This window comes from Sphingomonas sp. EC-HK361 (assembly GCF_902498785.1).
Taxonomy (GTDB): domain Bacteria; phylum Pseudomonadota; class Alphaproteobacteria; order Sphingomonadales; family Sphingomonadaceae; genus Sphingomonas.
In genome coordinates, this window is sequence record NZ_LR701493.1 from 61,645 (window position 1) to 86,271 (window position 24,627).

The following is a 24,627-nucleotide window of genomic DNA, read 5'->3' on the forward strand; positions in this document are numbered from 1 at the left end:
TCCTGACGCGCGTTCGTGCGCATGATATGCCGCCTTGGTGGCTGATACAGATTCTCCGCAGGCGTTGATCGCCGATCTTGGCCGTCGTGCGCGTGGCGCGGCGCGCGTGCTTGCAGGCTTGTCGACCGAAGCGAAGGCGAGCGGCCTGCGCGCGGCGGCGGCGGCGTTGCGGCGCGGGGCGGCTGCGATCCTCACGGCGAATGCCCTCGATATGGAGCGCGCCGCGGCGGCCGGCCTGTCGGCGGCGATGCTCGACCGGCTCAGGCTCGATCCGGCGCGGGTCGCGGCGATGGCGGCGGGGGTCGATGCGGTCGCCGCGCTCGACGATCCGGTCGGCCGCGTGATCGACGAGACCGTGCGGCCCAACGGCCTTGTCCTGCGCCGGGTGCGCGTGCCGATCGGCGTCATCGGCATCATCTATGAAAGCCGGCCCAACGTGACCGCCGATGCCGCGGCGCTGTGTGTGATGGCGGGCAATGCGGTGATCCTTCGTGGCGGTTCGGAAGCGGTGGAGAGCAACCACGCGATCCATGCGGCGATGGTGGCGGGGCTGGTCGAGGCGGGGCTGCCGGCGGAGGCGGCGTTGCGGGTCGACACGACCGACCGGGCGGCGGTGGGCGCCATGCTCACCGCGGATGGCGCGATCGACATGATCGTGCCGCGCGGGGGCAAGAGCCTGGTCGCGCGGGTGCAGGCCGAGGCGCGCGTGCCGGTGCTCGCGCATCTCGACGGGATCAACCACGTCTATGTCGATGCGTCGGCCGACGCGGCAATGGCGGAGCGGATCGTGGTCGATGCCAAGATGCGCCGCACGGGGATTTGCGGCGCGATGGAGACGCTGCTGATCGATCGCGCCTTTCCTGCGGCGGCGCGGCTGGTCGATGCGCTCCGGGATGCCGGCTGCGAGGTCCGCGGCGATGACGCGATCCGTGCAGGCAATCCCGACGTGACTCCCGCGAGCGACGAAGATTGGGATACCGAATATCTCGACGCCGTCGCTTCGGTCGCGGTAGTGGACGGTGTGGACGCAGCCTTGGCACATATCGCGGCGCACGGATCGCACCACACCGACGCGATCGTCGCGGAGAACGATGCGGTGGCGCAGCGCTTTATCGCTGCGGTGGATTCCGCGATCGTCTTGTGGAACGCCTCGACCCAATTCGCCGATGGCGGCGAGTTCGGGCTGGGCGCCGAAATCGGCATCGCCACCGGCCGTCTGCACGCGCGCGGGCCTGTCGCGCTGGAGGGGCTGACGACGTACAAATGGGTCGGCATCGGAACGGGGCAGGTGCGGGGATAGGTTGAGCGACAGAGGCGCATCGCTTATATCCGCCGAATGGTCAGTCTCCAGCCTATCAGCACCGAAATCGACACCGAGACGATGGTGCTCGTCGATCGCGTCGCGCAGCGTCGCGGCATCAGCAGCCGGCAGTTCGCAGCGGAGGCGATCAGGCGAGCGGCCGAGAGCGATGATGATTTCGATGCGTTTATCCAGGTCGGACTAGACGCGATCGAACGCGGTGAGGTCGTGTCGCACGAACAGGTGATGGCCGAACTCGACGGAATGATCGCCAAGCATCGCGCTCGATGCGCTTGATATGGTCGGCGCCGGCCCTCGACGATCTGCGCGGCATTGACGACTGGCTGACACGGGAAGCGAGCGCCGGCGTTGCTCTGCGAAATCTGGCAGCAATTCGATTTCGCGCGAAGTTTCTACAAGATTTTCCACGCGGCGGCAGACCACTTCAGAATGGGCAGCGTGTCCTTGTCGTTTACGATACTCCCTATCTGATCCGCTATCAGATCATTGACAGGGTGGTATCGGTTGTCCGCGTTCATCACGAGCGTGAGGGTTGGTTGCTCGATCCGTGAGGCGCATCGGCCTCCTCGGCGGATCGTTCAACCCGGCGCATCGCGGGCACCGGGCGATTTCGCTTGCGGCAATCCGGGCGCTTGGGCTGGACGAGGTGTGGTGGCTGGTGTCGCCCGGCAATCCGCTGAAGCCTGCCACGGGGATGGCACCCTTCGCCGCGCGGATTGCGTCGGCGCGGGCGATGGCGCGGCGGGCGCCGATCGTGGCGAGCGATATCGAGCTGCGGCTCGGCACGCGCTACACCGTCGATACCGTTCGCGCGCTCGTCCGCCGATATCCGAAAACTGACTTCGTGTGGCTGATGGGCGCGGACAATCTCGCCGAGTTCCACCGCTGGCGCGACTGGCGGCGGATCGCACGCACGCTGCCGATTGCGGTCATCGCGCGTCCGGGCTATGATGCAGGCGCCCTCGCGGCCGACGCGATGGGTTGGCTGCGGCGTTTCCAGCGGCCCGCACGCCAGGCGAAACGTTGGACCGAGTGGAGTTTGCCGGCCCTGGTGCTGCTGCGCTTCCGCCCCGACCCGACTTCGGCGACCGCGCTGCGTCGCGCCGATCCCGCCTGGTTCCGTCTTTACGCGGACCCGGAACATCCAGCCATCACCCCTGCCGCATCTCCGGCAAATTAGGAGCTACCTTGGCCACCAACCCCAACGCTTACCGATCGCCCGATGCCGAGAGCGTCGCGGTGCTTCACAAGCTCGTGCTCGATTCGCTCGATGACGATCAGGCGGTCGACACGATCTCCATCCCGCTGGCAGGCAAGTCGTCGATCGCGGATCACATGGTGATCGCCAGCGGCCGCTCGACGCGGCAGGTCGCGTCGATGGCATCGAAGCTGGCCGAGCGGATCAAGGGTGAGACCGGCCGCTCGGCGCGCATCGAGGGACTGCCGACCGCGGACTGGGTGCTGATCGATGCGGGCGACGTGATCGTCCACCTGTTCCGGCCCGAGGTGCGCACCTTCTACAATCTGGAGCGGATGTGGTCGTTCGGCGACGCGCCTGCCCCGGCGGTCGGGCAGGCCTGACCAGATACCCCGCGCGCGATGCTGCTCCATATCGTCGCGCGCGGGCGAATCGCGCGGTCGCCTGAGGGCGAACTGGTCGATCGTTACCTGAGGCGGATCGCATGGCCAGTCCGCGCGACTGAACTGCCCGATACCGGCGGAAAGATGCCGGCTGAACCCCCGCAGACGCGCCGCGTCGTGCTCGACGAAAAGGGAGAGATGCTGTCGTCGATGGCCTTTGCCGAGCGGCTTGGGCGATGGCGTGATGATGGCGTGCGCGAGGCGCGGTTCCTGATCGGCGCTGCGGACGGCTTCGACGATGCGGCGCGCGCCGAGGCGGACCTGCTTCTCTCGTTCGGGCGGGCGACCTGGCCGCACATGCTGGCGCGCGCGATGCTGGCCGAGCAGCTGTTTCGCGCAACCGCGATCCTTGCCAACCACCCCTATCACCGCGAAGGATAGCCCGGTGCGTCGGGGGATCGCCATCGCTGCTGTGCTGATTGCCTGTATGGGCGGCGCGGGGGTGTGGGCGGCGACCGATCCGCTGATGGCGCAACGCCGCGCGCTGGCCGCGGCGCAGCGTCAATTGCAGGCGGCGGGCGCGCGGTCGGCGCAGCTCGAGCGGCAGGCGACGGGGGAGCGCGACGCGGCGACCGCAGCGGCGCGGCGCAAGGCCGCGGTCGAGGCGCGGATCGCCGGCGCGCGGGCGGAGATCGTGGCGGCACGCGCTCGCATCGCGATCATCGATCGGCTGCTCGGCGAACAACGCGCGCGGCTTGCCGTGCAGCAGGCGCCCGTCGCACGGCTGCTCGCGGCGCTGCAGTCGCTGGCACGCCGCCCGACTCTGGCGGCGGTCGTGCAGCCGGGATCGGTCGATGATCTTGTCCATGTCCGCGCGGTGCTGGGCAGCACGTTACCGGTCATTCGCGCGCGGACCATCGATATCCGCAGCGAAGTCGATCGTGCCCGTTTGCTCAGCATCGAGGCGACACGGGCTGCGGCTGCACTGCACAGCGGCGAGGCGCGGCTCCTCGACGAGCGGCGGGAGCTTGCAGCGCTGGAGCTGCTTCACGGTGCGCGGGCAAGCACCCTGCGACGCAGCGCGATCGCCGAATCCGACAAGGCGATTGCGCTCGGCGAGGCAGCGCGGGATATCGTGGACGACATGGACAGCGCGACCGACCAGCGCGCGACGCTGGCCGCGCTCGTCGATCTGCCGGGGCCGCCCGCAGGCATCGCCGCGCTCGCTCCGCCGCCCGTCTATCGCCTGCCGGTGCGTGGCCGCGTGGTGACAGGGCTTGGCGAGCTGTCGGATGCCGGATTCCGTGCGCGCGGGCTGACGCTGGCGGTCGCTCCGGGCGCGGTGGTGAAGGCGCCGGCGAGCGGCACGGTGCGGCTGGCCCGGCCGTTCCGCGATTACGGGACGATCGTCATCATCGATCATGGGCAGGGCTGGACGACGCTGGTCACTGGCCTCGGCGGGACGCAGGTCCGGCGCGGCGAGGCGGTGCGCAGCGGCGCAGTGCTGGGGCGTGCGCCCACCGGCGATGCGCCGCTGGTGACGGTCGAGCTCCGCCGTCAGGGCCGGCCGATGGATATCACCGCGCTTGCCGGGGTAGTGCCTTAGGCGTCTTTTTCCGTTTGCTTCGAGCGGAGATCGAGCGAAGTCGAGATCGTAGTCGAGAACGGTTCTCGACAGACGCTTCTCGGCTACGCTCGAAGCGGCGCGAACCAAACGGGGCAAATTACCGCTCGCCGGCTGATTTTCACGCTCCGTTCATCGCGATGCGCGCTTTGCTAGCCCCCGGAAATCCCGCTAGGGTCGAGGGGAACACCGTATTCCTTCAGGACACGCCATGAACCGCAAGCTGCTCCAGGCCACCGCAATCGCAGGCGCGCTCGCGCTCGTGCCGATCGCCACTGCGGCGATGGCGGCGGCGGACAGCGATACCTACAAGGAAATGGACAAGTTCCTCGACGTCTACAACCGCGTGAAGGCGGACTATGTCGACAAGGTCACCGACGCGCAGCTGGTGAAGGGCGCGATCGACGGGATGCTCGCCGCGCTCGATCCGCATTCCTCCTATGTCGATGCGCTCGATTACGACAATCTCCGGATCATGACCGAGGGCAATTATGGCGGCCTCGGCCTCACCGTCTCGATGGAGGACGGCGCGATCAAGGTCGTGGCGCCGCAGGAAGATACGCCGGCGCAACGGGCGGGGGTGAAGTCGGGCGACTATATCACGCATATCGACGGCAAGCTCATCTACGGCGACACGCTGGACGAAGCGATCACGCAGATGCGCGGCAAGCCCGGCACCAAGATCAGCCTCACCCTCGTCCGCCCCGGCCGCGACAAGCCGATCGACGTGACGATGATGCGCGAGGTCATCGTGCAGAAACCGGTGAAATGGGAAGTGAAGGGCGATGTCGGCTATATCAACATCAACACCTTCTCCGAAAATACCGGCGCCGACACGCGCGCGGCGATCATGGCGATCGACAAGTCGCTCGGCCACCGCCCGCTCGGCTACGTCGTCGATTTGCGCGAGAATGGGGGCGGGCTGCTGACCCAGGCGATCGCGGTCAGCGACGCGTTCCTCGACCACGGCGAGATCGTGTCGCAGCGCGGGCGCGAGAAGAGCGATATCGAGCGCTATTACGCCAAGCCCGGCGACGACGCGCATGGCCTGCCGGTCGTGGTGCTGACCGATTCCGGCACCGCATCGGCCTCCGAAATTGTCGCGGGCGCGCTCCAGGATCACCACCGCGCGCTCATCATGGGCGAGCGCAGCTTCGGCAAGGGATCGGTGCAGACGTTGCTCCAATTGGGGCCGACGACTGCGCTGCGGCTCACCACTGCGCGCTACTATACGCCGTCGGGCCGCAGCGTGCAGGAGGGCGGGATCGAGCCGGACATCGCGGTGCCGCAGCTGACCGATCCCGATTACAAGACGCGGCCCGTGTTCCGCGAGGCGGACCTGCGGCGGCACCTGATCAATGAGATCAAGCCCGACAATGCGGTGCTGGAAGAGGATACCAAGGACGACCCGCGCTTCACCGGCACGCCGGACAGCCTGAAGAAGCAGGGCATCGAGGACTTCCAGCTCTGGTATGCGCTGAAGACGGTCGCGAGGCTCGGTGGGCCGGCTCAGGTCGCCGCGGTCACCGCGTCGATGAAGAAGGACGTGGCCGCCAAGTGAGTCCGTCTCTCCACCGCGCCCGCCTGCTTGCCCTGCTTATCCCCGCCGCGCTGCTTGCGGGTGCGTGGAGCTTCCAGTTGTTCGGCCATCTCTACCCGTGCGAGATGTGCCACTGGCAGCGCTGGCCGCATTACGCCGCGGTCGTCGTTGCGCTCCTCGCGTTCGTGGTGCCCGGGCGCAGCGGCAAGACGGCGATGGTCGCGCTCGCCGCGGTGCTCATTGCGGTATCCGGGGTGATCGGCGTGCTGCACGCCGGCATCGAATATCACTGGTGGCAGGGCTTCACCGCCTGCACCTCGACCGTGTCCGATCCCGGCGCGAGCACCGATCAGCTGCTCAAGGACCTGCTCGCCGCACCGATCGTGCGATGCGATGCGGCGCAGTGGACGCTGGGCGGCATCTCGCTCGCCGGGTTCAATGCGATCCTTTCGCTCGGCGGCGCGTTCATCATCGCGTGGCTGTTGTCGCGGAGGCGTGGATGAGCTGGAAGCCGGGAGACAGGAAGCGTGCGGTCGATGCGATGATCCGTGTCGATCAGGCCGGCGAATATGGCGCGACGCGCATCTATGCCGGGCAGCTGGCGGTGATGGGCGCACGGTCCGCCGCGGCGCGGTCGATCAGCGCGATGGCGCTGCAGGAGGAACGTCACCGCGCTTATTTCGACCGGCTGATCGCGGAGCGCGGTGTGCGGCCGACGCTGCTTCAGCCGTTCTGGAACGTCGCTGGCTTCGCGCTGGGCGCGGTGACGGCGGCGATGGGGCCGAAAGCCGCGATGGCCTGCACCGCCGCGGTCGAAACCGAGATCGACAGGCATTATGCCGAGCAGCTGGCGGCGCTCGGCGATGAGGAACCCGAACTTGCCGGTGCCATTGCGGAGTTCCAGGCCGAGGAACTGGAACACCGCGACACCGCGCTCGCCGCCGGCGCCCAAGAGGCGATCGCCTATCCGATCATGTCGGGGATGATCCGGCTGGGCTGCAAGGTGGCGATTGCGGCCGCCAAACGGATATGAGGACGACCATGCGTGCTTTGCCGATCCTGAGTCTCGCGCTCGCAGCGGCGCCGATCACAGCGCAGACGACGCCCGCGCCGCAACAGGCTCCCACGGCGGCGCAGGCACCGACCCGCGCCGCGCTCCCAGGCGCGACCCCCGCGCCCAAGCCGCAGGCGCCGGGGGAAGTTTCGCGCAACGCGCCCGTCAACGGCGTGCTGACGCTGTTCGGGAATGAGCGCTGCCCGACGAACGCAAACGGCGAGGAGATCGTCGTCTGTCAGCGACGCAGCGCCGAGGAACAGTTTCGTATCCCCAAGGAAATCCGCAATTTCGAGGTGACGCCGCAGAACGAAAGCTGGGCGACGCGGCTGAAGGCGAATGAGGATGCAGGCGCGCAGGGGATCGGCAGCTGCACCGCGGTTGGCCCCGGCGGCGGCACGGGCTGCTTCCTGCAGAACGCCAAGCGGGCGAAGGCGGATACGCGCGCGCGCGAAAAGGCAGCGACCCCCGACCTGCCGTGATCCTCGAACCCGCGCTCAGCCCTTCGGCCGCGCATTCAGCCCGCGTACGCGGTGCCAGATGTAGAAGGCGACCGCGGCGATCAGCACCAGCCCGATGATAAGATCGGCCTGGTGGAACGCCGCCTTCACGCGCGGGTCGCTGTTCCACTTGTCGCCCAGCTTCATGCCGACCCAGGCGAGCCCGAAGCACCACGGCCAAGAGCCGATGAAGGTGTAGATGTGGAACGGCGCCAGCCGCATCCGCGCGACCCCTGCCGGGAAGGCAATGAACGAACGGATGACGGGCAGCAGCCGCCCGATGAGCACAGCAAGGCTGCCCCAGCGATCGAAGAACCGGTCGGCGGCATCGAGCTCGCCCGGGCCGATCAGCAGATAGCGGCCCCAGCGCTCCGCGACCGGGCGCCCGCCGCGCTTGCCGATCTCATAGGCGACGATCGAGCCGAGATTGCACCCGATCGCGCCCGCGGTCGCGGCCAGATACAGGTCGAACCGTCCGGTCGAGACGAGATAGCCTGCGAAGGGCATGATGATTTCGGATGGCAGCGGAATGCACGCGCTCTCGATCGCCATCAGCACCGCGATGCCGGCATAGCCGCCGCTGGAAATGACCCAGATGGTGAAGGTGGCGAGGACGCCAAGGATCTTCTCGAACATGGGGATCAGCGCTTGTCGGAGGCTATGGCCGCGGTCAAGCGATGGCTGGCTACAGCGTGTAGCCGCCGTCACTCACCAGCGTCGTGCCCGTGATGAGCGCCGCCGCGTCGGACAGCAGGAAGGCGATCTGCGCGGCGATTTCCTCGGGCTTGGCATAGCGGCCGAGCGGCGTCGCCATTGCGGCGAGTTCGGCAAATGCCGCGTCGCGCCCGATTTCCTCTGCCCGGTCGGAGAACATCGGCACCGCATCCCAGACGGGCGTCTCGACACCCGATGGTGCGATCGCATTGACGCGGATGTTCGCAGGTGCCCCCTCCTTCGCGGCGACCTTCACCAGATGGATCAGCGCCGCCTTCGATGCGCCATAGGCAGCCACGCCGGCCTCGGGTTTGATCCCGGCGGCGGATGCGGTGGCGACGATCGATCCACCTCGCTCGCCCATCGCCCGCATCGCGGCGCGCACCGTCAGGAACGCGCCGTCAAGATTGACCGACAGGATGCGGCGCCATTCGGCGAAGTCGAGATCGGCGATGGCGCCCGCTCCCGCCACACCCGCATTGACGACCGCATGGTCCAGCCCGTCGAGCCGCACCGCTACCTGTCCCCAGAACGTCTCGTCGGCGACGTCGCCGGGCAGCAGATCGAGCGTGCAGGGCAGGTCGATCCGCGCGAGCGATTCGGCATCGCGGTCGATCAGGATGAGCCGCCGGGCGCCCTGTTCCACGAGGTAGCGCGCGGTCGCGAGGCCGATGCCCGAGGCGGCACCGGTGATGAGGGCGGTCTTTCGGCTGAACGGCATGGGCTGGATCGTAGCGCCCGGCGACGGTGGCTGCTAGGCGCGTCGGCCATGCCCATCGACCTGATCTGCCTCGATGCCGACGATACGCTCTGGCACAACATGCGCTTCTTCGACCGCGCCGAGCAGGCGATCGTCGCGATGCTGGAACCCTTTGCCGATGCCGGCCTGACGCGCGAGGCGATGGCACGGACCGAGGGGCGCAACCTCAGCCTCTACGGCTACGGCGCGAAGAGCTTCACGCTGTCGATGATCGAGGTCGCGCTGGAGCTCGGCGGTGACGACCTGCCGGTATCGGCGGTGCGCGATATCCTCGCCGCGGGTCGCGATCTGCTTGCCCATCCGGTCGAGTTGCTCGAGGATATCGAAGCCACGCTGACCGCGCTCGCCGCGCGCGGGCGGCTGGTGCTGGTGACCAAGGGGGACCTGTTCCACCAGGAGGCGAAGCTTGCCGCATCGGGCCTGGGCGAGCGCTTCGCCGCGGTCGAGATCGTCAGCGACAAGAGCGCGGAGACGTTCGAGCGGCTCTTCGCGCGGCACGGCGTCGACCCGGCCCGTGCGATGATGGCTGGCGATTCGATGCGGTCCGACGTTCTGCCCGCGCTCACGGCGGGCGCCTGGGCGGCCTTCATTCCCCAGCCGCTGGCGTGGAGCCACGAAGTGGCGGAGGCGCCTGCGGATGCGGCACGGTTTCGGCAGCTTTCCACGCTCGCCGAGTTGCCGGGGTGGATCGATTCGATTGGGTGAAGTGAGTCGGTGGCAAGCCGCTTGACCGTTCGCCGGCAGGATGCGATCCCGTCGTCGGACACCGCTCCAGAACCCGGCACGCGCACCGCCGCCGCTGCCGCTTCAAGGGACACAGCGATGACCGAATCCTCTATCACCGACATCCGCTTCGGGCGCGCCGCGCCGTGCGTCTGCGTGCGCGACATCGACGTTGCGCTGGCCTTCTATTCGGGCCTCCTCGGCTTCACCAAGGTCTTCGAAAATGGCGATCCTGTCGGGTTCGTCGTGCTGAAGAAGGATGCCGCCGAGGTTCATCTCAGCCTGAAGCGCGATCACCGGGCATCGACCGCGAACGTCCTGCATCTCTTCGTCGGCGACGCGAAGGCGCTTTACGCGCTGTGCGAGGCCGCGGGCGTGCGAGTCGTCAAGGCGCTGGCGGACAAGGATTACGGCCAGCGGGCGTTCGTGATCGCCGATCCCGATGGCAACCGGATCGATATTGGCGAGCGGACGGGTTGAGGAGCGCCTGCGGCGAAGCATGTCCTGAGCGCCTGCCTCTCAGCCAGTCGAAGGGCCGCCGTCGGACGGTCGGCGAAGCCGACCGCCGGCCGGGCTTGGCGCTTGCTGCGCAAGCGGCGCGGACGTGGCCTCGCCTAGCCTACGCCGCGTTATCGATCCCCAGTTCGCCGAGTTTGCGATACAGCGTCGAGCGGCCGATCCCGAGGCGACGCGCGACCTCGGTCATGCGGCCGCGGTAATGGCCGATGGCGAGGCGGATGACGTCGGCCTCGATCTCCTCCAGCGCGCGCAGATTGCCGTCGGCGCGGAACAGCGTGACCCCGCCCGAGGTCGCCATCGCGACTGCGGCCGGCACCGTCGCGCGGCGCCCCTCGAGGCTCGCGATCTGCGGAAAGTCGTCACGGGTCAGCGCTGCGCCCTCGCACAGCACGGCGGCGCGGAAGAGCGCGTTCTGGAGCTGACGGACGTTTCCGGGCCAGTCATAGGCGCCGAGCAGCGCAAGCGCGTCGTCGGTAATACCGAGCGGGCGCAGCCCCGGCTGGCGCGCAATCCGGGCGAGCAGATGGCGGGCAAGCGCGGGAATGTCGCCCGCGCGCCCACGCAGCGGCGGGATCGTGACCTGGACGACGTTCAATCGGTAGAACAGGTCCTCGCGGAACCGCCCCGCCTCGACCTCATCGGCCAGCCGCTTGTTGGTCGCGGCGATGACGCGGACATCGACCTCGCGCGGGTGGCGCGCGCCGATCGGCTGGACCTCGCCCGACTGGAGGACGCGCAGCAGCTTGACCTGCGCGTCGAGCGGCATTTCGCCGATCTCGTCGAGGAAGATGGTGCCGCCATCGGCGAGCGCGAACTTGCCGATCTTCTTGTCGAAGGCGCCGGTGAAGGCGCCCTTTTCATGCCCGAACAGCTCGCTTTCGACGAGATTGGCGGCGATCGCGCCGCAATTGACCGTCACCATCTCGCGCTTGCCGCGCGGGGATGCGGCGTGGATGGCCTCGGCCACGACTTCCTTGCCGACCCCGCTTTCGCCTTCCAGCAGGACGGGGACTCGGGCGCGCGCAGCCTTGGCGGCAATCGCGAGTGCGGCACGGAAATCGGGGGCGGAGCCGACGATTTCCTCGAACGCGAGGAGCGCCGGAATCTTTTCGGTCAGCGGGCGGAGCTCGCCCGCGGCGGTTCCCGCGACCGAAGCCTCGAGCGCGGCGAGCAGCCGTTCCGGCGCGAGCGGTTTCACCAGGAAATCGGTCGCGCCTGCGCGCATCGCGGCGACGGCGTGGGCGACCGATCCGTTTGCGGTCAGCATCAGCAGCGGCAGCGCGGGGCGGCGCGCGCGAAGTTCGGTAATCAGCGGTGTGGGATCGGCATCGGGCGCCCAGTGGTCGAGCAGCACCGCGTCGAGCTGCATGCCCTCCTGCGTGCCCAGGATCGCGATGGCCATTTCGTGATCGGTTGCAAAGATCGATCGCCAGCCCGCGCGCGCGGCAAGGGCTGCGACCAGACGGCGCTGTGCCGGCTCGTCGTCGATCAGCATCAGGAGGCGCTGGCCGTTGCGCGTCATGCGCGCGGCTTCCGGCGGGCGGTGATGATGTCTGTCCCGTTCATGGACAGGCGGGATAACCGTCTTGGGTAAAAGTCCGCTTAAGCGTCGCCGCGCTTCATCAGTGTCGACAAAACATGCCAGGCACTTGAGGGTCGGGCGTTGCCCCGATATGCGTGGGGGCGAAACGGGATTGGGACGAGGACCGACAATGGCCGGCGACATGGATCTGAAGGCGCACCGCGCCACCTATGAAAGCGTCATGAAGCTGCTGTTCTGGGGAACCATAGGCTGCGCGATCGTCGCCGCCGTCGTGATCTGGCTCATCGCATAAGGGCCTGAAGTCATGAAGATCGCCGTTCTCAAGGAAACGACAGACGGCGAGCAGCGCGTTTCCGCGACGCCGGAAACCGCAAAGAAGTTCATCGCGCTGGGTGCCGAGGTTGCGGTCGAGGCCGGTGCAGGTGCCACGGCGTCCATCGACGACGAGGCGTATCGCGCGGCGGGCGCGACGATCGGCGATCGGGCGAGCGTGCTGGCGGGGGCGGGGATCATCCTCGGTGTCCAGGGCCCGGACCCTGCCTCGCTTGCGGGAGCGGCGCCGGGGGCGTGGCTCGTCGCGGGGCTCAATCCGTTCGGGGAGCGCGCGCGGGTCGACGCCTATGCGAGCGCCGGGCTGGAAGCGCTGGCGATGGAGTTCATGCCGCGCATCACCCGCGCGCAGTCGATGGATATCCTGTCCTCGCAGTCCAACCTGTCGGGCTACAAGGCGGTGCTCGACGCCGCAGCCGAATATGGCCGCGCCTTCCCGATGATGATGACCGCGGCCGGCACGGTCAGCGCGGCGAAGGTCTTCGTCATGGGCGTTGGCGTTGCGGGCCTGCAGGCGATTGCCACCGCACGGCGGCTGGGCGCGCAGGTTTCCGCGACCGACGTGCGATCCGCGACGAAGGAGCAGATCCAGTCGCTGGGCGCCAAACCGATCTTCGTCGAAAATGTCGCCGGGATCGAGGGCGAGGGCTCGGGCGGTTATGCCGGCGAGATGAGCGACGAATATAAGGCGGCGCAGGCGGAGCTGGTCTCCGCGCATATCGCCAAGCAGGATATCGTCATTACCACCGCACTCATCCCCGGCCGCGCCGCGCCGCGCCTGGTGAGCGACGCTCAGATCGCGACGATGCGCGCCGGCAGCGTCATCGTCGACTTGGCGGTCGAGCAGGGCGGCAATGTCGAGGGCGCGGTCGCTGGCGAGGTGGTAACGGTCCACGGGGTCAAGATCGTCGGCCACCGCAACGTGCCCTCGCGGCTGGCGGCGGACACCTCGGCGCTGTTCGCGCGCAATCTCTATAATTTCCTGTCGACCTTCTGGGACAAGGAGAAGGGCATGCCGGTGCTGGACGAGGAAATCGGCGACGCTGTGCGACTGACGCAGGGCGGGAAGGTCGTGAATCCGAGGTTGCTATCGTGATCGATCCTCCCCTGGAAGGGGAGGTGGCGCGCTTTAGCGCGACGGAGGGGTGTCCCCGCTCCATTCGGCGCGCTCCCTCGCCAAGGCTTTCACCCCTCCGTCAGGCTTCGCCTGCCACCTCCCCTTGCAGGGGAGGATATTAGCTCGTGCTTCAGGGGATTGGAGACACACAGAGCCTTGCGAAGCGCTTGCGACAGGAAATGTCGCTGCCCGAAATCATGTTGTGGATGGCATTGCGCGAAAAGCCGCGTGGCCTAAAGTTTCGCAAGCAGCATCCCTCGGGGCCGTTCGTAGCAGACTTCTATTGCCACGAGGCACGCATGATCGTTGAAGTCGATGGGGCGGCGCATAGCTATGGCCACCGGCCCGCGCATGACGCAGCGCGTGACCGCTGGTTCGAATTGCGCGGTCTTGCGGTTGTAAGAGTTCCTGCCACCGAAGTACTGCGGGATTGCGACGCCGTGCTGAAACACATCACCGCAATAGCCGTCGAGCGCGTTACCGATCAGGAGTAGATCATGGACTTTATCGCGATCCTGTCGATCTTCGTGCTGGCGTGTTTCGTCGGCTATTATGTGGTGTGGTCGGTGACGCCGGCGCTGCACACCCCGCTGATGGCGGTGACCAACGCGATCTCGTCGGTCATCATCGTCGGTGCGCTGATCGCGGCGGCGGCGAGCGGGGCGGGGGCGGGCGGCGCGACCTCGAAATGGCTCGGCCTTGCCGCGGTTGCGCTGGCCAGCGTCAACATCTTCGGCGGGTTCGCGGTCACGGCGCGGATGCTGGCGATGTACAAGAAGAAGGATCGGCCGGCGTTGGTCGCCAAACAGTAGTTACGTCACCCCGGCCTTGAGCCGGGGTCCCGCTACTTCAAGCGCGGGATAACAGCGGGACCCCGGCTCAAGGCCGGGGTGACGGTAGGGGGTAGAGGGTAGTGCACGAAGTCGCGGTCAATCCCTGGGTAGCGCTGGCGTATCTCGTCGCGGGCGTGTGCTTCATCCTCGCGCTGCGCGGGCTGTCGTCGCCGGTGTCGAGCCAGCGCGGCAATCGGTTCGGCATGATCGGCATGGCGATCGCGGTCGTGACGACGCTGGTGACGCATGTGCCGGTCTATCCTGCTAGCGAAGTGTTGAGAGATTCGGTTGGCCGCGCTTTGGCGATAACCCGGCCATTCCCGCATTTGGACATGATCGCCGCGATCGAAATCCTCGCCGCCATCGCCGTCGGCGCCGCGATCGGCATCGTTACCGCGCGGCGCATCGCGATGACCGCGATGCCGCAGCTCGTAGCCGCCTTCCACAGCCTCGTCGGCCTCGCCGCGGTGCTCGTCGCGTGCGCCGCGTTCCTCAATCCCGTCGCGTTCGGCATCGCCGATCTCGTCGTGCCGATGATCGGCCAGCCCTTCGCCGCGATCCACCAGGTCAGCCGTGTCGAGATGGGGCTTGGCGTCGCGATCGGCGCGATCACCTTTTCCGGCTCCGTCATCGCGTTCCTGAAGCTGAACGGCAATATGGGCGGCAAGCCGATTCTGCTGCCAGCGCGGCACGTCATCAACCTCACCGTCCTGGCGGCGATCCTCGGCCTCATCGCCTATTTCGTGACCGACCAGAGCGGGTGGATCTTCTGGACGATCGTCATACTCTCGTTCGCGATCGGCTTTCTGCTCATCATTCCGATCGGCGGAGCGGACATGCCGGTCGTGGTGTCGATGCTGAACAGCTATTCGGGCTGGGCGGCGGCGGCGATGGGGTTCACGCTCCACAACAGCGCGATGATCATCACCGGCGCGCTCGTCGGCTCGTCGGGCGCGATCCTCTCCTACATCATGTGCCGCGCGATGAACCGCAGCTTCATCAGCGTGATCGCGGGCGGCTTCGGCGCGGTGGCGGATGCGGGCGGTGGCGACGCGAAGGAGCAGCGTCCGTGGAAGCGCGGCTCGGCGGAGGACGCCGCGTTCCTGATGAGCCAGGCCGAACAGGTCATCATCGTCCCCGGCTATGGCATGGCGGTGGCGCAGGCGCAGCACGTGCTGCGCGAGATGGCCGACAAGCTGAAGGCGGAAGGCGTCCGCGTGAAATATGCGATCCACCCGGTCGCGGGCCGCATGCCGGGGCACATGAACGTGCTGCTCGCCGAGGCGAACGTACCGTATGACGAGGTCTTCGAGCTGGATGACATCAATTCGGAGTTCGCCCAGACCGACGTCGCGTTCGTGATCGGCGCGAACGACGTCACCAATCCGGCGGCAAAGACCGACAAGACCTCGCCGATCTACGGCATGCCGGTGCTCGACGTGGAAAAAGCCAAGACGGTGCTATTCGTGAAGCGATCGATGGGGGGCGTCGGCTATGCGGGCGTCGACAACGACGTGTTCTACATGGACAACACCATGATGTTGCTGGCCGACGCGAAGAAGATGGTGGAGGAGATCGTCAAGGCGCTCGATTGATGTGACGCCGGGATATACATCCGATCTGGATGGGTCTCTTGTGACACACTCGCCAACCCTCTGCGTTGTCTAACCAAAATGGACGCGAATAGCCTGCGTCCGCGCGGCGAATTACGTAGTTTGCGTCACGGGGTCGCAAAACACAGGGGACGTCTGATGCTCTGGGGAGCAGAGAGAGATTTGGGGGAAGACTCGGTCGGCAGCCATCGCGGCGGGGTGCTGGTTGTCGCCGCCAATGATTTCGTCGGCAGCCGCGTTCTCGCCGATGCGGAAATCGCCAATGTGCGAATGTGCGGATGTGTCACCTGGTCGCAGGCCGCAAGCCGGATTGCCGCGCAGGCGAATGAACCTATCGTGTTTCTTGAGATGGGCGGCGCGCCGGACCACGTCATCGCCGATGCCCTGCCCGCGACGCTCGATGCCGCGCGTGCCGGTGGCAACCGGCTGATCGTCGCGTTCGACGCATCGCAGATCGACCTCGCCGCCGCTCTCATCCCGCCACAGGACGAAATCCTGCTGTGCGATGCAACGCCGGCGGAGCGCGCGGCGGCGATGGCGCTGGCGGTCGCTGAGGCAGCGGACCACCGGCTGAACGAGCGCCTGCGGGACAACGATACCGCGAGACTGGCGCGCCTCAACGAAGAGGTCGCGCGGATCGCCGACGTGCTGAGCCGGCTAAGCCACCGTGGCAGCGTCGACGGGATGCTGGCGCGCGGTTATGTGTCGGACCGACGGCAGGGCTTCGATGCCGGCGTGACGGCGCCCGCGCCGATCGATCCGTCGACGATCCGCCAAGCGATCCGCGCGCGGCGCCTGCGCGACCGGATCGTCGGCGAAGGCCTGTTCGAGGACCCGGCTTGGGACATGCTGCTCGATCTCTTCGCCGCACATCTGGAACGCGCGCAGGTTTCGGTATCGAGCCTGTGCATCGCGGCGGCCGTCGCGCCGACCACGGCGCTGCGCTGGATCGGGCGGATGACCCAGGCGGGGCTGATCGAGCGGCATCCCGACCCGTTCGACAAGCGCCGTGTCTTCATGGCGCTGACCGCGGATGCGCAGGCGAAGATGCGCAGCTATGTCGCGGCTCTGACTGCGCAGGGGCTGCCCGTGGTCTAAGGGGTGCGTTGGCCAGTCTCGGCGCAATGCTGAAGAGGGCAGCAGCGGTATCGCGTGGTGTCTTGACTGCGCTGTACACGAACGTTTGCCGGCTGGTTGTTCCTCAGCCGCCGACCGTCACCAGCACGAGGCTCACATTGTCCGACCCGTCGCGCTCCACCGCGCGGCGCAGGAGTTCGCGTCCCGTCTGCCCGGGGCGGGTGACCTCGCGGGCAAGGTCGGCGAGGGGCAGGCTGCGCGAGAAGCCGTCGGAGCACAGCAGGAAGCGGTCACCGGGCAAAACATCGACATGCCGGTGCGCGATATCGACCGCCGGGCCGACGCCGAGCGCGCGGGTGACGACATGCGCACGCGGGTGGCGCTCGGCGTCTTCGGCGGCGATCAGCCCGGCATCGACCAGATCCTGCACGACGCTGTGATCGTGGCTGATCTGCTCTGCGCGGCCGGCGCGGATCCGGTAGGCGCGGCTGTCGCCTGCCCAAAGGATGTCGGCGCTCGATCCCTCGATCCGCAGCGCCACGATCGTCGCGCCGCTCTGCCCGCCGGTGCGCGCATTCTCCGCGACGATGGTCGCGTTCGCCGTGTCGATCGCGGCGCGCACACTCGCGCAGGTTATCTCGGGCGCGTCGGCTGCGGCTTGCAGCGCCTCCATCGCGCGGGTCGCCGCCAGATCGCCACCGCCATGTCCGCCCATGCCGTCCGCGACCGCCCACAAACCCCGATCCGGGCGATCAAGCAACCGGTCTTCGTTGACCTGACGCACCAGCCCGACATGGGTCAGCGCCCCGGAGGTCAGTGTCGGCGTTGCGGCGTCGTCCATGATATCCTCGCGGCGCGCGAACAGGCGCGAGAGGCGCATCAGCCACCGTCCCGCGTGCGCTGTTCGGCCGCATCATAGGCCTTTACGAACGCCTGATCGAGCGAGCCGCTGGTGCCTTCGCTCAGCTGGCGGGTCAGGTCCGCGTGGCGGGTTGCAGCCGCCTGCACCTGGCGCGCGGCGCGGTTCTGGAGAAGACCGCCCTTGCCAGCGGCGTCCGACAGCGCGGCGGGCGAAAAGCTGTCGACTGCGCAGCGCAGCGACCCCTGAAGGCCGGCAAAGGTCGCAATCAGGTGGCGCTTGATGTCCTGAAACGACGTGCTGATCGCTGCCGATCCCGACAGGAACCCGCTTGCGCCGCTGAGCAGCAGGTCGATTGCGAGGCGCTGCGTCGGCGCCCATTTGAACGGGTTGTTGCCGGTGCCGCCGATCGTCGTGCGCGCCAGGCTGTAGCGGCCGCGCGCACGGTCGCGCTCGGCCATCAGGTCGCCGATGCCGAGCACCATCTGGCGGTAGACCGCGCCGGCGCGCTGCATGATCTCGGCGGGGTCTTCGCTCGACAGGAGTGACGCGTCGAGGCCGGCACCGCGGCAGAACGCCTCGAGCAGCGAACCTTCTTCGGAACCCGGAAGCGGCGCCGGCGCGTCGGACCAGTCGGTCGGCACCCGGGTCGATCCGCCGAGCGGTGGGGTAAGCACCATCGTGCGCGTCACGTCCTCCGGCGAATCGTCGAGCATTGTGCGCGTTGCGGCGATCCGGAAGCGCCCCATCCGCAGCGTGAAGGGGACGGTGACGGGCACATCGACGAGATCGGGGAGGCGATCCCCGGTCGAATCGTCGAAGACGCCGTTGGCCCCGAGCGGGCGGACGATGAGCCCATCGAGCGCGGGCGCGATCTCGCAGTGGGCGCGCGAGATCATCCGGTCGGGATCGACGATCGGCCAGTCGCAACTGCCGTCACGCCCGATGCTGAGCGATCCATCGCGCAGCAGCCGCGCGTCGATCGGCTGCGCATCGCCTTCCTCGAATAGCTGGAGCATGTACATGGTGTCGCTCCTCAGGCCGCGAGCCGTGGTGCCGGCTCGACGCGGGTCGCGAGCAGCGCGGCCGGGTCGGGCGCCGAAGCACCCGCGAGGCGGGGCTCCACCGAATCGGCGAGCTGATTGAACGCGTCGAACGTGGCCCCGAACTCGTCGCGATTGCGGTGCGCGATCCGGATCGCGAAATCGGACGTGCGCGCATCGGCCAGCGCGCGTTGCAGCCGGCGGAGCGGGCGCGCGACGATCGAGCCGCTGAGATAGCCGATGACGAGGACGACCCCCATCACGATCGCGGCGAGCGCGAAGAGCAGCCAGCGTGCGCCGTCGATGGCGGCATCGAGCGCGGCGCGGCGCACGACCAGATCGACGGTGCCGAAATCGGCGCCGGCATAGCGGATCGGGCGAACGAAGCGCAGCCCCGGCGCGCTACCGGTGTCGACCGCGGTTACAGCGGTTCGCTCGGTCGAATCGAGCGCGCGTTCGTTCGCCGGCGGGGCATAGCGCTTTCCGATCAACGCCGGATCGCTCGCGGCGCGGATGACGCCGCCGGCGTCGGCCACCACCACGTCGCGAATGCCCTGATCGCGCGCGGCACTGATCACGAAGGCTTGCAGCGATGCCCAGTCCTGCTGCTCGGCCGGCAACCCTGCATTGTCGGCCGCGAGCACCGCGGCATTGCTCGTCACGAATCCGGCGATCGATGCGCCCGAGGTGATCGCCATATGCTCCAGCGTGCGCTGCTGGCGCGACAGGATCGGCGAGATGCTGGCGAACAGCGCGACCGCGGTGAGGGCGACGAGGACGAGCGGCAGCTTGATGCGGATCGAAAGGCCGCGCCGGGCGACCGGGCGATCGACCGTCGCCGCCATCAACTCGCGCTGGAGGGCATCGTGGAGCGCCGTCGCGTCGGCAAAGCGCGCCTCGGGTTTCTTGGCGAGAAGCTTGTCGATGATCGCGCGCAACCCGGGGGGACAATCCGCGGCCGAACGGTCAATCGGCGCGACCTTTTCCTGCGCGATCTGGATGGCGAGAGTCGCCATGCCCGGTGCGTCGAACGCGACCTTCCCCGTCACCATCTCATACAGGACGACACCGAGCGAGAAGAGATCGGAACGGCGATCGACCGGCATCCCGAGCGCCTGTTCGGGGCTCATATATCGCGGCGTGCCGATCATCTGACCGGCCTGCGTGCGCGCCAGGTGATCGACCTCGCCCACGCGCGCGACGCCGAAATCGAGGAGCTTGGCGGTCCGGCCGTCCACGGACAGCAGGATGTTCGACGGCTTCACATCGCGGTGGACGATGCCTTGGGCGTGCGCATAGCCGAGCGCGGACGCCATCTGAGCGCCGAGCAGTAGCACGCGTTCATAGGACATCCGCCCTTGTGCGGCGAGCACGTCGTCGAGCGGTTTACCCTCGACCAGTTCCATCGCGATATAGGGGACGCCGTCTGCTTCGCCGACATCGTAGATCGTCGCTATGTGCGCGTGGCTGAGCGCGCCAGCCGCCCGCGCCTCGCGCATGAAGCGTGCGCCGAGTTCGGGGTCGCGACGATAGTCGGGCTTCAGCACCTTGATCGCGACGGTGCGCCCGATGCTCGGGTCGTGCGCGCGGAACACGTCCGCCATCGCGCCTTCGCCGAGACGCCCCTCGATCCGATAGCGGCCGAGCATGTCCATATACGCGGTCCTCACTTGGTCCAGCGACCGCGTTTACGCCGCTTGCGTTAAGCAACTCTTCCAGTGGAGGCGCACAAAATTGTAAATAATATTAATCTGGATCAACGCCGAGCGCGGACGGTGGTCGCGATCCGCTCGGCGCGGGCGAGATCGCGCGCGATCAGCGGATTGGTGGGGTCGAGCGCGCGGGCGCGGCGCAGCAGGCCGACGGCGCGCGCGACGTTGCCCTGGTTGAGCGCGGCGAGTCCGGCGGCACGTGCCTGCCGCGCTGCGACGGGGTTGGCGGCAGGAGCCGCCGGCGCGGGCTTGGTCGCGGGCTTTGGACGCTCGGCTTGCGGTTGCGGGCGAGGACGCGACGGTTCAACCGACGCCCGCGGCGGCGCTGCCCGGGGTGCTTCTCCGGGAATGCGGAGACTCTGGCCGGGCGCGAGCGTCGCCGGATTGTCGATGCCGTTGTAGCGCGCAAGCTGATATGCTTTCAGCCGAGTGCCGAGGAAGCGCTGCGACAGATCGAGCATCGTATCGCCCGCGCGCACCGTGTAGGCAAAGCTTTCCGCGCCGAGCTGCGCCTTCGCATCGCCATCGATCGCATTGCGCAGGACGAGCGCCGACGCGTTCATCGGATCGCGCTTCAGCACGGCCTTCAGCCGGCTGCGCGCGGCCTTGGTGTCGCCCTGCATCAGCAGGGCCTGGATCGCATCGATCTCGTCGGTCGTCGGCGCGACGGCGGTCGGAGTCTGCGGGCGCGGCGTGTGCCCCGAACAGGCGGCGAGCACGCCGAGCGCGGCGGCGGGAAGCAGGCGGGCGATGCGCCGGGCGTGGAGGGTCATGCGGTAAGCCTTTTACTGATGCTGGTCTGGATCGCGGTCGGATCGACGGCGAGAAGGGCCGCGAGCGTATCGGGCGCGCGGACGAATGCCTCGAAATCGGCGGGCGGCATCGGTCGCGCGAAATGAAAGCCCTGGAAATGGGTGCAGCCGTGCTGGCGCAACCACAGATATTCCTCGCGCCGTTCCACCCCTTCCGCCAGCACTCGCGCACCGAGCCCGCGGCCGAGCGCGATGATGCTCTGGCAGATCGCCTGACTGTCGCGGCGGCGATCGACCTCGGTCACGAACTGGCGGTCGATCTTGATCTTGTCGAAGGCGAGCGTGCGCAGCGCGGTGAGGCTGGAAAAACCGGTGCCGAAATCGTCGATCGCGATGGTGACGCCGAGTGCGCGCAGCGAGTCGAAGAGCGCGCGGGTATGCTCGGTATCCTGGGTGGCGGCGCTTTCGGTGAGCTCGAGCTCGAGCGCGCTGGCGGGCAGGCGGTGGCGGCGAAAGCTGCGCTCGACCAGCGCGCGCACATCGGGTCGGGCAAGCTGGTGCGCCGATGCGTTCACCGCGACGCGCAAAGCGCCGAGGCTCGCAGTCTGCCAGCGCCGAGCCTCGCGGCAGGCGCTGTTCAGCACCCACAGGCCGATTTCCTCGGAAAGCCCGGCGTCTTCCATGATCGGGATGAAGGTCGATGGCGGCACCATGCCCCGCGAGGTATGGGTCCAGCGCAACAGCGCCTCCGCGCCGCAGACTCGCGCGTCGGCCGAATCGATGAGCGGCTGGTAATGGAGCGAGAGTTCGTGGCGCGCGATCGCCTGGCGCAGGTCCTGTTCGATCGCGAATCGATCGCGCACTTCGGCGATTGGATCGGCGCTGACACGCGCGCCTTCGGGGGCGGCGGGGCCAAGCGTCGCGGCCGCGCGGGCGCGGGCGAGGAGCGCGTCGGGTGATGCCGTGTCGGCCATCCGCGCATGACCGCAGCGGATCTCGGGAAGGATCTCGCGCCCATCTTCGGTGATCGCGCTGCCGAGGGCGTAGCGCACCGCCTCCAGTTCGGTGACGGCGTTCGACGCATCGCTGTCGGGGCCATACCAGATCGCGATCTGACTGCGGTCGACATGGGCGACCATCCGCCGCGACACCATGCGCGCGGTGCGGTCGGCGAGGATCGTGCAGAGGCGGTCGGCGAGCGCGGTGTCGAAAGCGCTCAGCCGCTCGACATCGGGAAAGAAGAGGATACCGAGCGTGCCGTCGCCATCGGCCGCGATTCGCGCCAGCAGGGGTTCCCGGGTCGGCAGCCCGGTCAGCCGGTGGCGCTGGCCGAGCCGCTCTTCGTTCGCGGCGAAATGGCGCTCGACCGATCCGACCAGCGAATCAAGTGACCGCCCGTCTGCCTGATCCAGGGCGGCAAGCCGTCGCAGGCGCCGGACCGCGCGACCGATCGCGGCCTCGCGCAGCACCGAATGGCCGAGACAGGCGGCGGCGACCCCCACGAGCAGCAACGTCGCCGCCCCGAGATTCTCGTCGGATGTCGCCAGTCGAACGAAGAGCAGGCTGACGAGCAGCAGGACGACGGCGGGCAGGGCGTGCGGCTGCAACCGCGCGATACGCGCGGCGAAATCGCCAGAGGTCGCCGGTCCAGTGCGCCGCATCAGGCCGGGGTAAACGACATTTCCCTACAACTGCTTAAGGCGCGTGGCGGGCCTCGTCATTGCTTTGCGGACGAAAGCGGGATGGCGGCGAGCGTCGCGCGCATTAGGGTGCGGAGCATGACGAATGCACCCATTCGAATCGGTATCGGCGGCTGGACCTTCGAGCCGTGGCGCGGCCCCTTCTATCCGCCCAAATGGCCGATCAAACGCGAGCTGGAATATGCCGCGTCGAAGCTGACCGCGATCGAGGTCAACGGCACCTATTATAGCGGGTTAAAGCCGCAGACCTTCGCCAACTGGCGCGAGTCTGTGCCCGACGGCTTCGTCTTCACGCTGAAGGCGTCGCGCTTCTGCACCAACCGCAAGGTGCTGGCGGAAGGCGGCGAGTCGATCGCCCGCTTCGTCGGGCAGGGCATCGTCGAACTCGGCGACCGGCTTGGGCCGATCCTGTGGCAGTTCATGGCGACGAAGAGGTTCGACGCCGACGACTTTCGCGCCTTCCTCGCGCTGCTTCCCAAGAGCGAAGCTGGCGTGGCGCTCCGCCACGCGGTGCAGGTGCGGCACGAAAGCTTCGCGGTGCCCGAATTCGTCGCGATGTGCCGCGAGGCGGGGGTGGCGATCGTCTATGCCCAGTCGGACGCCTATCCCGCCATCGCCGACATGACCGCCGACTTCGTCTATGCGCGGATCGAAACCGCGGTCGAGGACGAACCGCTCGGCTATTCGGACAAGGACCTCGATCGCTGGGCGGCCTCGACGCGAGCATGGGCAAGGGGAGAACAGCCTGCCGGCCTTCCCTATGTCGGCGGCGAAACGCCCGCCAAGACGGCGCGCGAGACGTTTCTGTTCTTCATTGCGGGCGCCAAGGTCCGCAATCCGCTCGCTGCGCAAGCGCTGATCGCGCGGCTCGGCTAGTCCGCTGCGGCCGGTTGCGGCGCGGGGGTTGCCTGGCCGAGCAGCGCGGTGCCCTCCAGCGTGTCGAGCGCCTGACGCGCGGCGATGTAGCGCCGTGCCGCGGTCATCCAGTTCCCGGCGCGCGCCGCGCCCGGCATCCGCGACACCTCCGCCAGCGCCGCCTCGGTATGACCCGCGTCGATCAGGCGCCGCGCCCGCGCGAGCCGATCGGCGGGAAGCGGCGACGGCGTGCCTTCCTTGTGGAGCACCACCAGATTGCGCAGCGTCCGGCCAAGGTCGCCGATGAAGCCGCTGTCGCCGGACACGAGCTGCTGGCCGATCGCATCGAGTCCGTCGCGCAGGTCCTGAAGCGTCACCGGCTGGCGCCCCGCCTGGATGACCATCAGCGTCGCACGCGGCTGGGTCGCGCCGAAGCGGCTGCGCAGCTGGTCTTCGATATAGCCGAGCGGCGTGCCGCGATCGAGCGCACGCCGGGCCGCGACGGTGACGAGGGTCGCCTCCGCGCGGCCGGCATTGCCCGATGCCGCGTTCGCATCATTGGTGATGATGGCGGCGCGCGCCTCCAGCGTCGCGATCTGCGCCGAAAGCTGCGCCTCGCGCGTGACGAGGAGGTTGGTATCGACCGCCGGCTGCACGGCGCGCGCGGGAAGCTGCGGCGTCGCGGGTTGGGCCGTGGTCTGCGCCTGCGTGGTTTGCGTGACGGTCGCCGGCATCATCCAGCGGCCGAGCGGCCCGCGCATGGCGATCGCCATCGCGATCAGCCCGATGAGAAACGCCAGCGCGACGATGATGAGGATCGAGCGGAGGCGCGGCCCGCGGGGCGGGTTGCCTGGGGG

General features: G+C 68.1%; 29 protein-coding genes. 20 read left to right on the forward strand and 9 right to left on the reverse strand.

Annotated features, from left to right (window positions below):
* Nucleotides 1-37 precede the first annotated feature (37 nt).
* The 11 genes from BOS5A_RS01695 to BOS5A_RS01745 all read left to right on the forward strand — a co-directional run bounded on the left by BOS5A_RS01695 (nucleotide 38) and on the right by BOS5A_RS01745 (nucleotide 7,602).
* A complete protein-coding gene (locus BOS5A_RS01695) occupies nucleotides 38-1,300 on the forward strand; it encodes a glutamate-5-semialdehyde dehydrogenase (RefSeq protein ID WP_151953501.1) in 1,263 nt (420 codons plus the stop codon).
* Between the two features lie 81 nt (nucleotides 1,301-1,381).
* Entirely contained in the window at nucleotides 1,382-1,597 is a 216-nt protein-coding gene (locus BOS5A_RS01700; RefSeq protein ID WP_151953502.1) for a hypothetical protein, read from the forward strand.
* Nucleotides 1,588-1,872, forward strand: a complete 285-nt coding sequence (locus BOS5A_RS01705; protein ID WP_151953503.1) for a type II toxin-antitoxin system RelE/ParE family toxin — start codon at nucleotides 1,588-1,590, stop codon at nucleotides 1,870-1,872. The genes BOS5A_RS01700 and BOS5A_RS01705 overlap by 10 nt, the downstream gene beginning before the upstream one ends.
* A complete protein-coding gene (locus BOS5A_RS01710) occupies nucleotides 1,869-2,501 on the forward strand; it encodes a nicotinate-nucleotide adenylyltransferase (protein ID WP_151953504.1) in 633 nt (210 codons plus the stop codon). Before BOS5A_RS01705 ends, BOS5A_RS01710 begins: the two co-directional genes overlap by 4 nt.
* Before the next feature lie 8 nt (nucleotides 2,502-2,509).
* On the forward strand, nucleotides 2,510-2,902 hold the full coding sequence (rsfS, locus tag BOS5A_RS01715) for a ribosome silencing factor (protein ID WP_151953505.1): 393 nt from the start codon (nucleotides 2,510-2,512) through the stop codon (nucleotides 2,900-2,902).
* A gap of 18 nt (nucleotides 2,903-2,920) precedes the next feature.
* Nucleotides 2,921-3,343, forward strand: a complete 423-nt coding sequence (locus BOS5A_RS01720) for a 23S rRNA (pseudouridine(1915)-N(3))-methyltransferase RlmH (RefSeq protein WP_151953506.1) — start codon at nucleotides 2,921-2,923, stop codon at nucleotides 3,341-3,343.
* A gap of 4 nt (nucleotides 3,344-3,347) precedes the next feature.
* Complete coding sequence (locus BOS5A_RS01725) at nucleotides 3,348-4,508, forward strand: murein hydrolase activator EnvC family protein (RefSeq protein WP_151953507.1); 1,161 nt, start codon at nucleotides 3,348-3,350, stop codon at nucleotides 4,506-4,508.
* A gap of 229 nt (nucleotides 4,509-4,737) precedes the next feature.
* Complete coding sequence (locus tag BOS5A_RS01730) at nucleotides 4,738-6,087, forward strand: S41 family peptidase (protein ID WP_151953508.1); 1,350 nt, start codon at nucleotides 4,738-4,740, stop codon at nucleotides 6,085-6,087.
* Nucleotides 6,084-6,569: a disulfide bond formation protein B gene (locus BOS5A_RS01735; RefSeq protein WP_151953509.1), complete on the forward strand. Its 486-nt coding sequence runs from the start codon at nucleotides 6,084-6,086 to the stop codon at nucleotides 6,567-6,569. The genes BOS5A_RS01730 and BOS5A_RS01735 overlap by 4 nt, the downstream gene beginning before the upstream one ends.
* Nucleotides 6,566-7,099, forward strand: a complete 534-nt coding sequence (locus BOS5A_RS01740) for a demethoxyubiquinone hydroxylase family protein (protein ID WP_151953510.1) — start codon at nucleotides 6,566-6,568, stop codon at nucleotides 7,097-7,099. The genes BOS5A_RS01735 and BOS5A_RS01740 overlap by 4 nt, the downstream gene beginning before the upstream one ends.
* Nucleotides 7,100-7,107: 8 nt before the next feature.
* A complete protein-coding gene (locus BOS5A_RS01745) occupies nucleotides 7,108-7,602 on the forward strand; it encodes a hypothetical protein (RefSeq protein ID WP_151953511.1) in 495 nt (164 codons plus the stop codon).
* A gap of 15 nt (nucleotides 7,603-7,617) precedes the next feature.
* Here the strand turns inward: BOS5A_RS01745 and BOS5A_RS01750 are convergent, their stop codons facing one another.
* On the reverse strand, nucleotides 7,618-8,256 hold the full coding sequence (locus BOS5A_RS01750; protein WP_151953512.1) for a DedA family protein: 639 nt from the start codon (nucleotides 8,254-8,256) through the stop codon (nucleotides 7,618-7,620).
* A 49-nt stretch (nucleotides 8,257-8,305) separates the two neighbouring features.
* Complete coding sequence (locus tag BOS5A_RS01755; protein WP_151953513.1) at nucleotides 8,306-9,055, reverse strand: SDR family NAD(P)-dependent oxidoreductase; 750 nt, start codon at nucleotides 9,053-9,055, stop codon at nucleotides 8,306-8,308.
* A gap of 48 nt (nucleotides 9,056-9,103) precedes the next feature.
* On the opposite strand from BOS5A_RS01755, the gene BOS5A_RS01760 reads away from it, so the two are divergent.
* Both BOS5A_RS01760 and BOS5A_RS01765 read left to right on the forward strand, forming a co-directional pair.
* Nucleotides 9,104-9,799: an HAD family hydrolase gene (locus BOS5A_RS01760; protein WP_151953514.1), complete on the forward strand. Its 696-nt coding sequence runs from the start codon at nucleotides 9,104-9,106 to the stop codon at nucleotides 9,797-9,799.
* A gap of 117 nt (nucleotides 9,800-9,916) precedes the next feature.
* Entirely contained in the window at nucleotides 9,917-10,297 is a 381-nt protein-coding gene (locus tag BOS5A_RS01765; RefSeq protein ID WP_151953515.1) for a VOC family protein, read from the forward strand.
* A gap of 139 nt (nucleotides 10,298-10,436) precedes the next feature.
* Here BOS5A_RS01765 and BOS5A_RS01770 read toward each other — a convergent pair whose 3' ends face one another.
* A complete protein-coding gene (locus BOS5A_RS01770; protein ID WP_151953516.1) occupies nucleotides 10,437-11,858 on the reverse strand; it encodes a sigma-54-dependent transcriptional regulator in 1,422 nt (473 codons plus the stop codon).
* Nucleotides 11,859-12,048: 190 nt separating this feature from the next.
* Here BOS5A_RS01770 and BOS5A_RS01775 point away from each other — a divergent pair, with 190 nt between their 5' ends.
* From BOS5A_RS01775 to BOS5A_RS01800, 6 genes are all read left to right on the forward strand, one after another.
* Nucleotides 12,049-12,171 (forward strand): aa3-type cytochrome c oxidase subunit IV, encoded by a 123-nt coding sequence (locus BOS5A_RS01775; protein ID WP_151953517.1) that lies wholly within the window; start codon nucleotides 12,049-12,051, stop codon nucleotides 12,169-12,171.
* Between the two features lie 12 nt (nucleotides 12,172-12,183).
* Entirely contained in the window at nucleotides 12,184-13,305 is a 1,122-nt protein-coding gene (locus BOS5A_RS01780; RefSeq protein WP_151953518.1) for an NAD(P) transhydrogenase subunit alpha, read from the forward strand.
* A 146-nt stretch (nucleotides 13,306-13,451) separates the two neighbouring features.
* Nucleotides 13,452-13,820: an endonuclease domain-containing protein gene (locus BOS5A_RS01785; RefSeq protein WP_325058517.1), complete on the forward strand. Its 369-nt coding sequence runs from the start codon at nucleotides 13,452-13,454 to the stop codon at nucleotides 13,818-13,820.
* Nucleotides 13,821-13,823: 3 nt separating this feature from the next.
* Nucleotides 13,824-14,138: an NAD(P) transhydrogenase subunit alpha gene (locus tag BOS5A_RS01790; RefSeq protein WP_151953520.1), complete on the forward strand. Its 315-nt coding sequence runs from the start codon at nucleotides 13,824-13,826 to the stop codon at nucleotides 14,136-14,138.
* A 101-nt stretch (nucleotides 14,139-14,239) separates the two neighbouring features.
* Nucleotides 14,240-15,754, forward strand: coding sequence for an NAD(P)(+) transhydrogenase (Re/Si-specific) subunit beta (locus BOS5A_RS01795; protein WP_151953521.1), 1,515 nt, complete (start codon nucleotides 14,240-14,242; stop codon nucleotides 15,752-15,754).
* A 216-nt stretch (nucleotides 15,755-15,970) separates the two neighbouring features.
* The gene (locus BOS5A_RS01800) at nucleotides 15,971-16,870 is read left to right on the forward strand and encodes a MarR family winged helix-turn-helix transcriptional regulator (RefSeq protein ID WP_151953522.1); all 900 of its coding nucleotides are present in this window, start codon (nucleotides 15,971-15,973) and stop codon (nucleotides 16,868-16,870) included.
* A gap of 103 nt (nucleotides 16,871-16,973) precedes the next feature.
* Here the strand turns inward: BOS5A_RS01800 and BOS5A_RS01805 are convergent, their stop codons facing one another.
* The 5 genes from BOS5A_RS01805 to BOS5A_RS01825 form a co-directional block, all read right to left on the reverse strand.
* Complete coding sequence (locus BOS5A_RS01805) at nucleotides 16,974-17,729, reverse strand: PP2C family protein-serine/threonine phosphatase (RefSeq protein ID WP_151953523.1); 756 nt, start codon at nucleotides 17,727-17,729, stop codon at nucleotides 16,974-16,976.
* Entirely contained in the window at nucleotides 17,729-18,733 is a 1,005-nt protein-coding gene (locus BOS5A_RS01810; RefSeq protein WP_151953524.1) for a type VI secretion system-associated FHA domain protein, read from the reverse strand. Before BOS5A_RS01810 ends, BOS5A_RS01805 begins: the two co-directional genes overlap by 1 nt.
* A gap of 11 nt (nucleotides 18,734-18,744) precedes the next feature.
* Nucleotides 18,745-20,406, reverse strand: coding sequence for a serine/threonine-protein kinase (locus tag BOS5A_RS01815; RefSeq protein WP_151953525.1), 1,662 nt, complete (start codon nucleotides 20,404-20,406; stop codon nucleotides 18,745-18,747).
* 101 nt (nucleotides 20,407-20,507) lie between these two features.
* Nucleotides 20,508-21,236 (reverse strand): LysM peptidoglycan-binding domain-containing protein, encoded by a 729-nt coding sequence (locus tag BOS5A_RS01820; protein ID WP_151953526.1) that lies wholly within the window; start codon nucleotides 21,234-21,236, stop codon nucleotides 20,508-20,510.
* Complete coding sequence (locus tag BOS5A_RS01825; RefSeq protein ID WP_151953527.1) at nucleotides 21,233-22,876, reverse strand: putative bifunctional diguanylate cyclase/phosphodiesterase; 1,644 nt, start codon at nucleotides 22,874-22,876, stop codon at nucleotides 21,233-21,235. Before BOS5A_RS01825 ends, BOS5A_RS01820 begins: the two co-directional genes overlap by 4 nt.
* Before the next feature lie 117 nt (nucleotides 22,877-22,993).
* Between BOS5A_RS01825 and BOS5A_RS01830 the strand changes: the two genes are divergently transcribed.
* Complete coding sequence (locus tag BOS5A_RS01830; protein WP_151953528.1) at nucleotides 22,994-23,791, forward strand: DUF72 domain-containing protein; 798 nt, start codon at nucleotides 22,994-22,996, stop codon at nucleotides 23,789-23,791.
* Here the strand turns inward: BOS5A_RS01830 and BOS5A_RS01835 are convergent.
* A partial coding sequence (locus BOS5A_RS01835) for a hypothetical protein (protein ID WP_199857167.1) occupies nucleotides 23,788-24,627 on the reverse strand: 840 nt, incomplete at its 5' end. The genes BOS5A_RS01830 and BOS5A_RS01835 overlap by 4 nt on opposite strands.

Excerpts from the sequence above, each read along its gene's own strand:
- BOS5A_RS01700 (WP_151953502.1), top strand. The coding sequence starts at position 1,382 with ATGGTGCTCGTCGATCGCGTCGCGCAGCGTCGCGGCATCAGCAGCCGG.
- BOS5A_RS01705 (WP_151953503.1), top strand. The coding sequence starts at position 1,588 with ATGCGCTTGATATGGTCGGCGCCGGCCCTCGACGATCTGCGCGGCATT.
- BOS5A_RS01720 (WP_151953506.1), top strand. The coding sequence starts at position 2,921 with ATGCTGCTCCATATCGTCGCGCGCGGGCGAATCGCGCGGTCGCCTGAG.
- BOS5A_RS01730 (WP_151953508.1), top strand. The coding sequence starts at position 4,738 with ATGAACCGCAAGCTGCTCCAGGCCACCGCAATCGCAGGCGCGCTCGCG.
- BOS5A_RS01740 (WP_151953510.1), top strand. The coding sequence starts at position 6,566 with ATGAGCTGGAAGCCGGGAGACAGGAAGCGTGCGGTCGATGCGATGATC.
- BOS5A_RS01745 (WP_151953511.1), top strand. The coding sequence starts at position 7,108 with ATGCGTGCTTTGCCGATCCTGAGTCTCGCGCTCGCAGCGGCGCCGATC.
- BOS5A_RS01750 (WP_151953512.1), bottom strand. The coding sequence starts at position 8,256 with ATGTTCGAGAAGATCCTTGGCGTCCTCGCCACCTTCACCATCTGGGTC.
- BOS5A_RS01755 (WP_151953513.1), bottom strand. The coding sequence starts at position 9,055 with ATGCCGTTCAGCCGAAAGACCGCCCTCATCACCGGTGCCGCCTCGGGC.
- BOS5A_RS01760 (WP_151953514.1), top strand. The coding sequence starts at position 9,104 with ATGCCCATCGACCTGATCTGCCTCGATGCCGACGATACGCTCTGGCAC.
- BOS5A_RS01765 (WP_151953515.1), top strand. The coding sequence starts at position 9,917 with ATGACCGAATCCTCTATCACCGACATCCGCTTCGGGCGCGCCGCGCCG.
- BOS5A_RS01770 (WP_151953516.1), bottom strand. The coding sequence starts at position 11,858 with ATGACGCGCAACGGCCAGCGCCTCCTGATGCTGATCGACGACGAGCCG.
- BOS5A_RS01775 (WP_151953517.1), top strand. The coding sequence starts at position 12,049 with ATGGCCGGCGACATGGATCTGAAGGCGCACCGCGCCACCTATGAAAGC.
- BOS5A_RS01780 (WP_151953518.1), top strand. The coding sequence starts at position 12,184 with ATGAAGATCGCCGTTCTCAAGGAAACGACAGACGGCGAGCAGCGCGTT.
- BOS5A_RS01790 (WP_151953520.1), top strand. The coding sequence starts at position 13,824 with ATGGACTTTATCGCGATCCTGTCGATCTTCGTGCTGGCGTGTTTCGTC.
- BOS5A_RS01805 (WP_151953523.1), bottom strand. The coding sequence starts at position 17,729 with ATGCGCCTCTCGCGCCTGTTCGCGCGCCGCGAGGATATCATGGACGAC.
- BOS5A_RS01810 (WP_151953524.1), bottom strand. The coding sequence starts at position 18,733 with ATGTACATGCTCCAGCTATTCGAGGAAGGCGATGCGCAGCCGATCGAC.
- BOS5A_RS01815 (WP_151953525.1), bottom strand. The coding sequence starts at position 20,406 with ATGGACATGCTCGGCCGCTATCGGATCGAGGGGCGTCTCGGCGAAGGC.
- BOS5A_RS01820 (WP_151953526.1), bottom strand. The coding sequence starts at position 21,236 with ATGACCCTCCACGCCCGGCGCATCGCCCGCCTGCTTCCCGCCGCCGCG.
- BOS5A_RS01825 (WP_151953527.1), bottom strand. The coding sequence starts at position 22,876 with ATGCGGCGCACTGGACCGGCGACCTCTGGCGATTTCGCCGCGCGTATC.
- BOS5A_RS01830 (WP_151953528.1), top strand. The coding sequence starts at position 22,994 with ATGACGAATGCACCCATTCGAATCGGTATCGGCGGCTGGACCTTCGAG.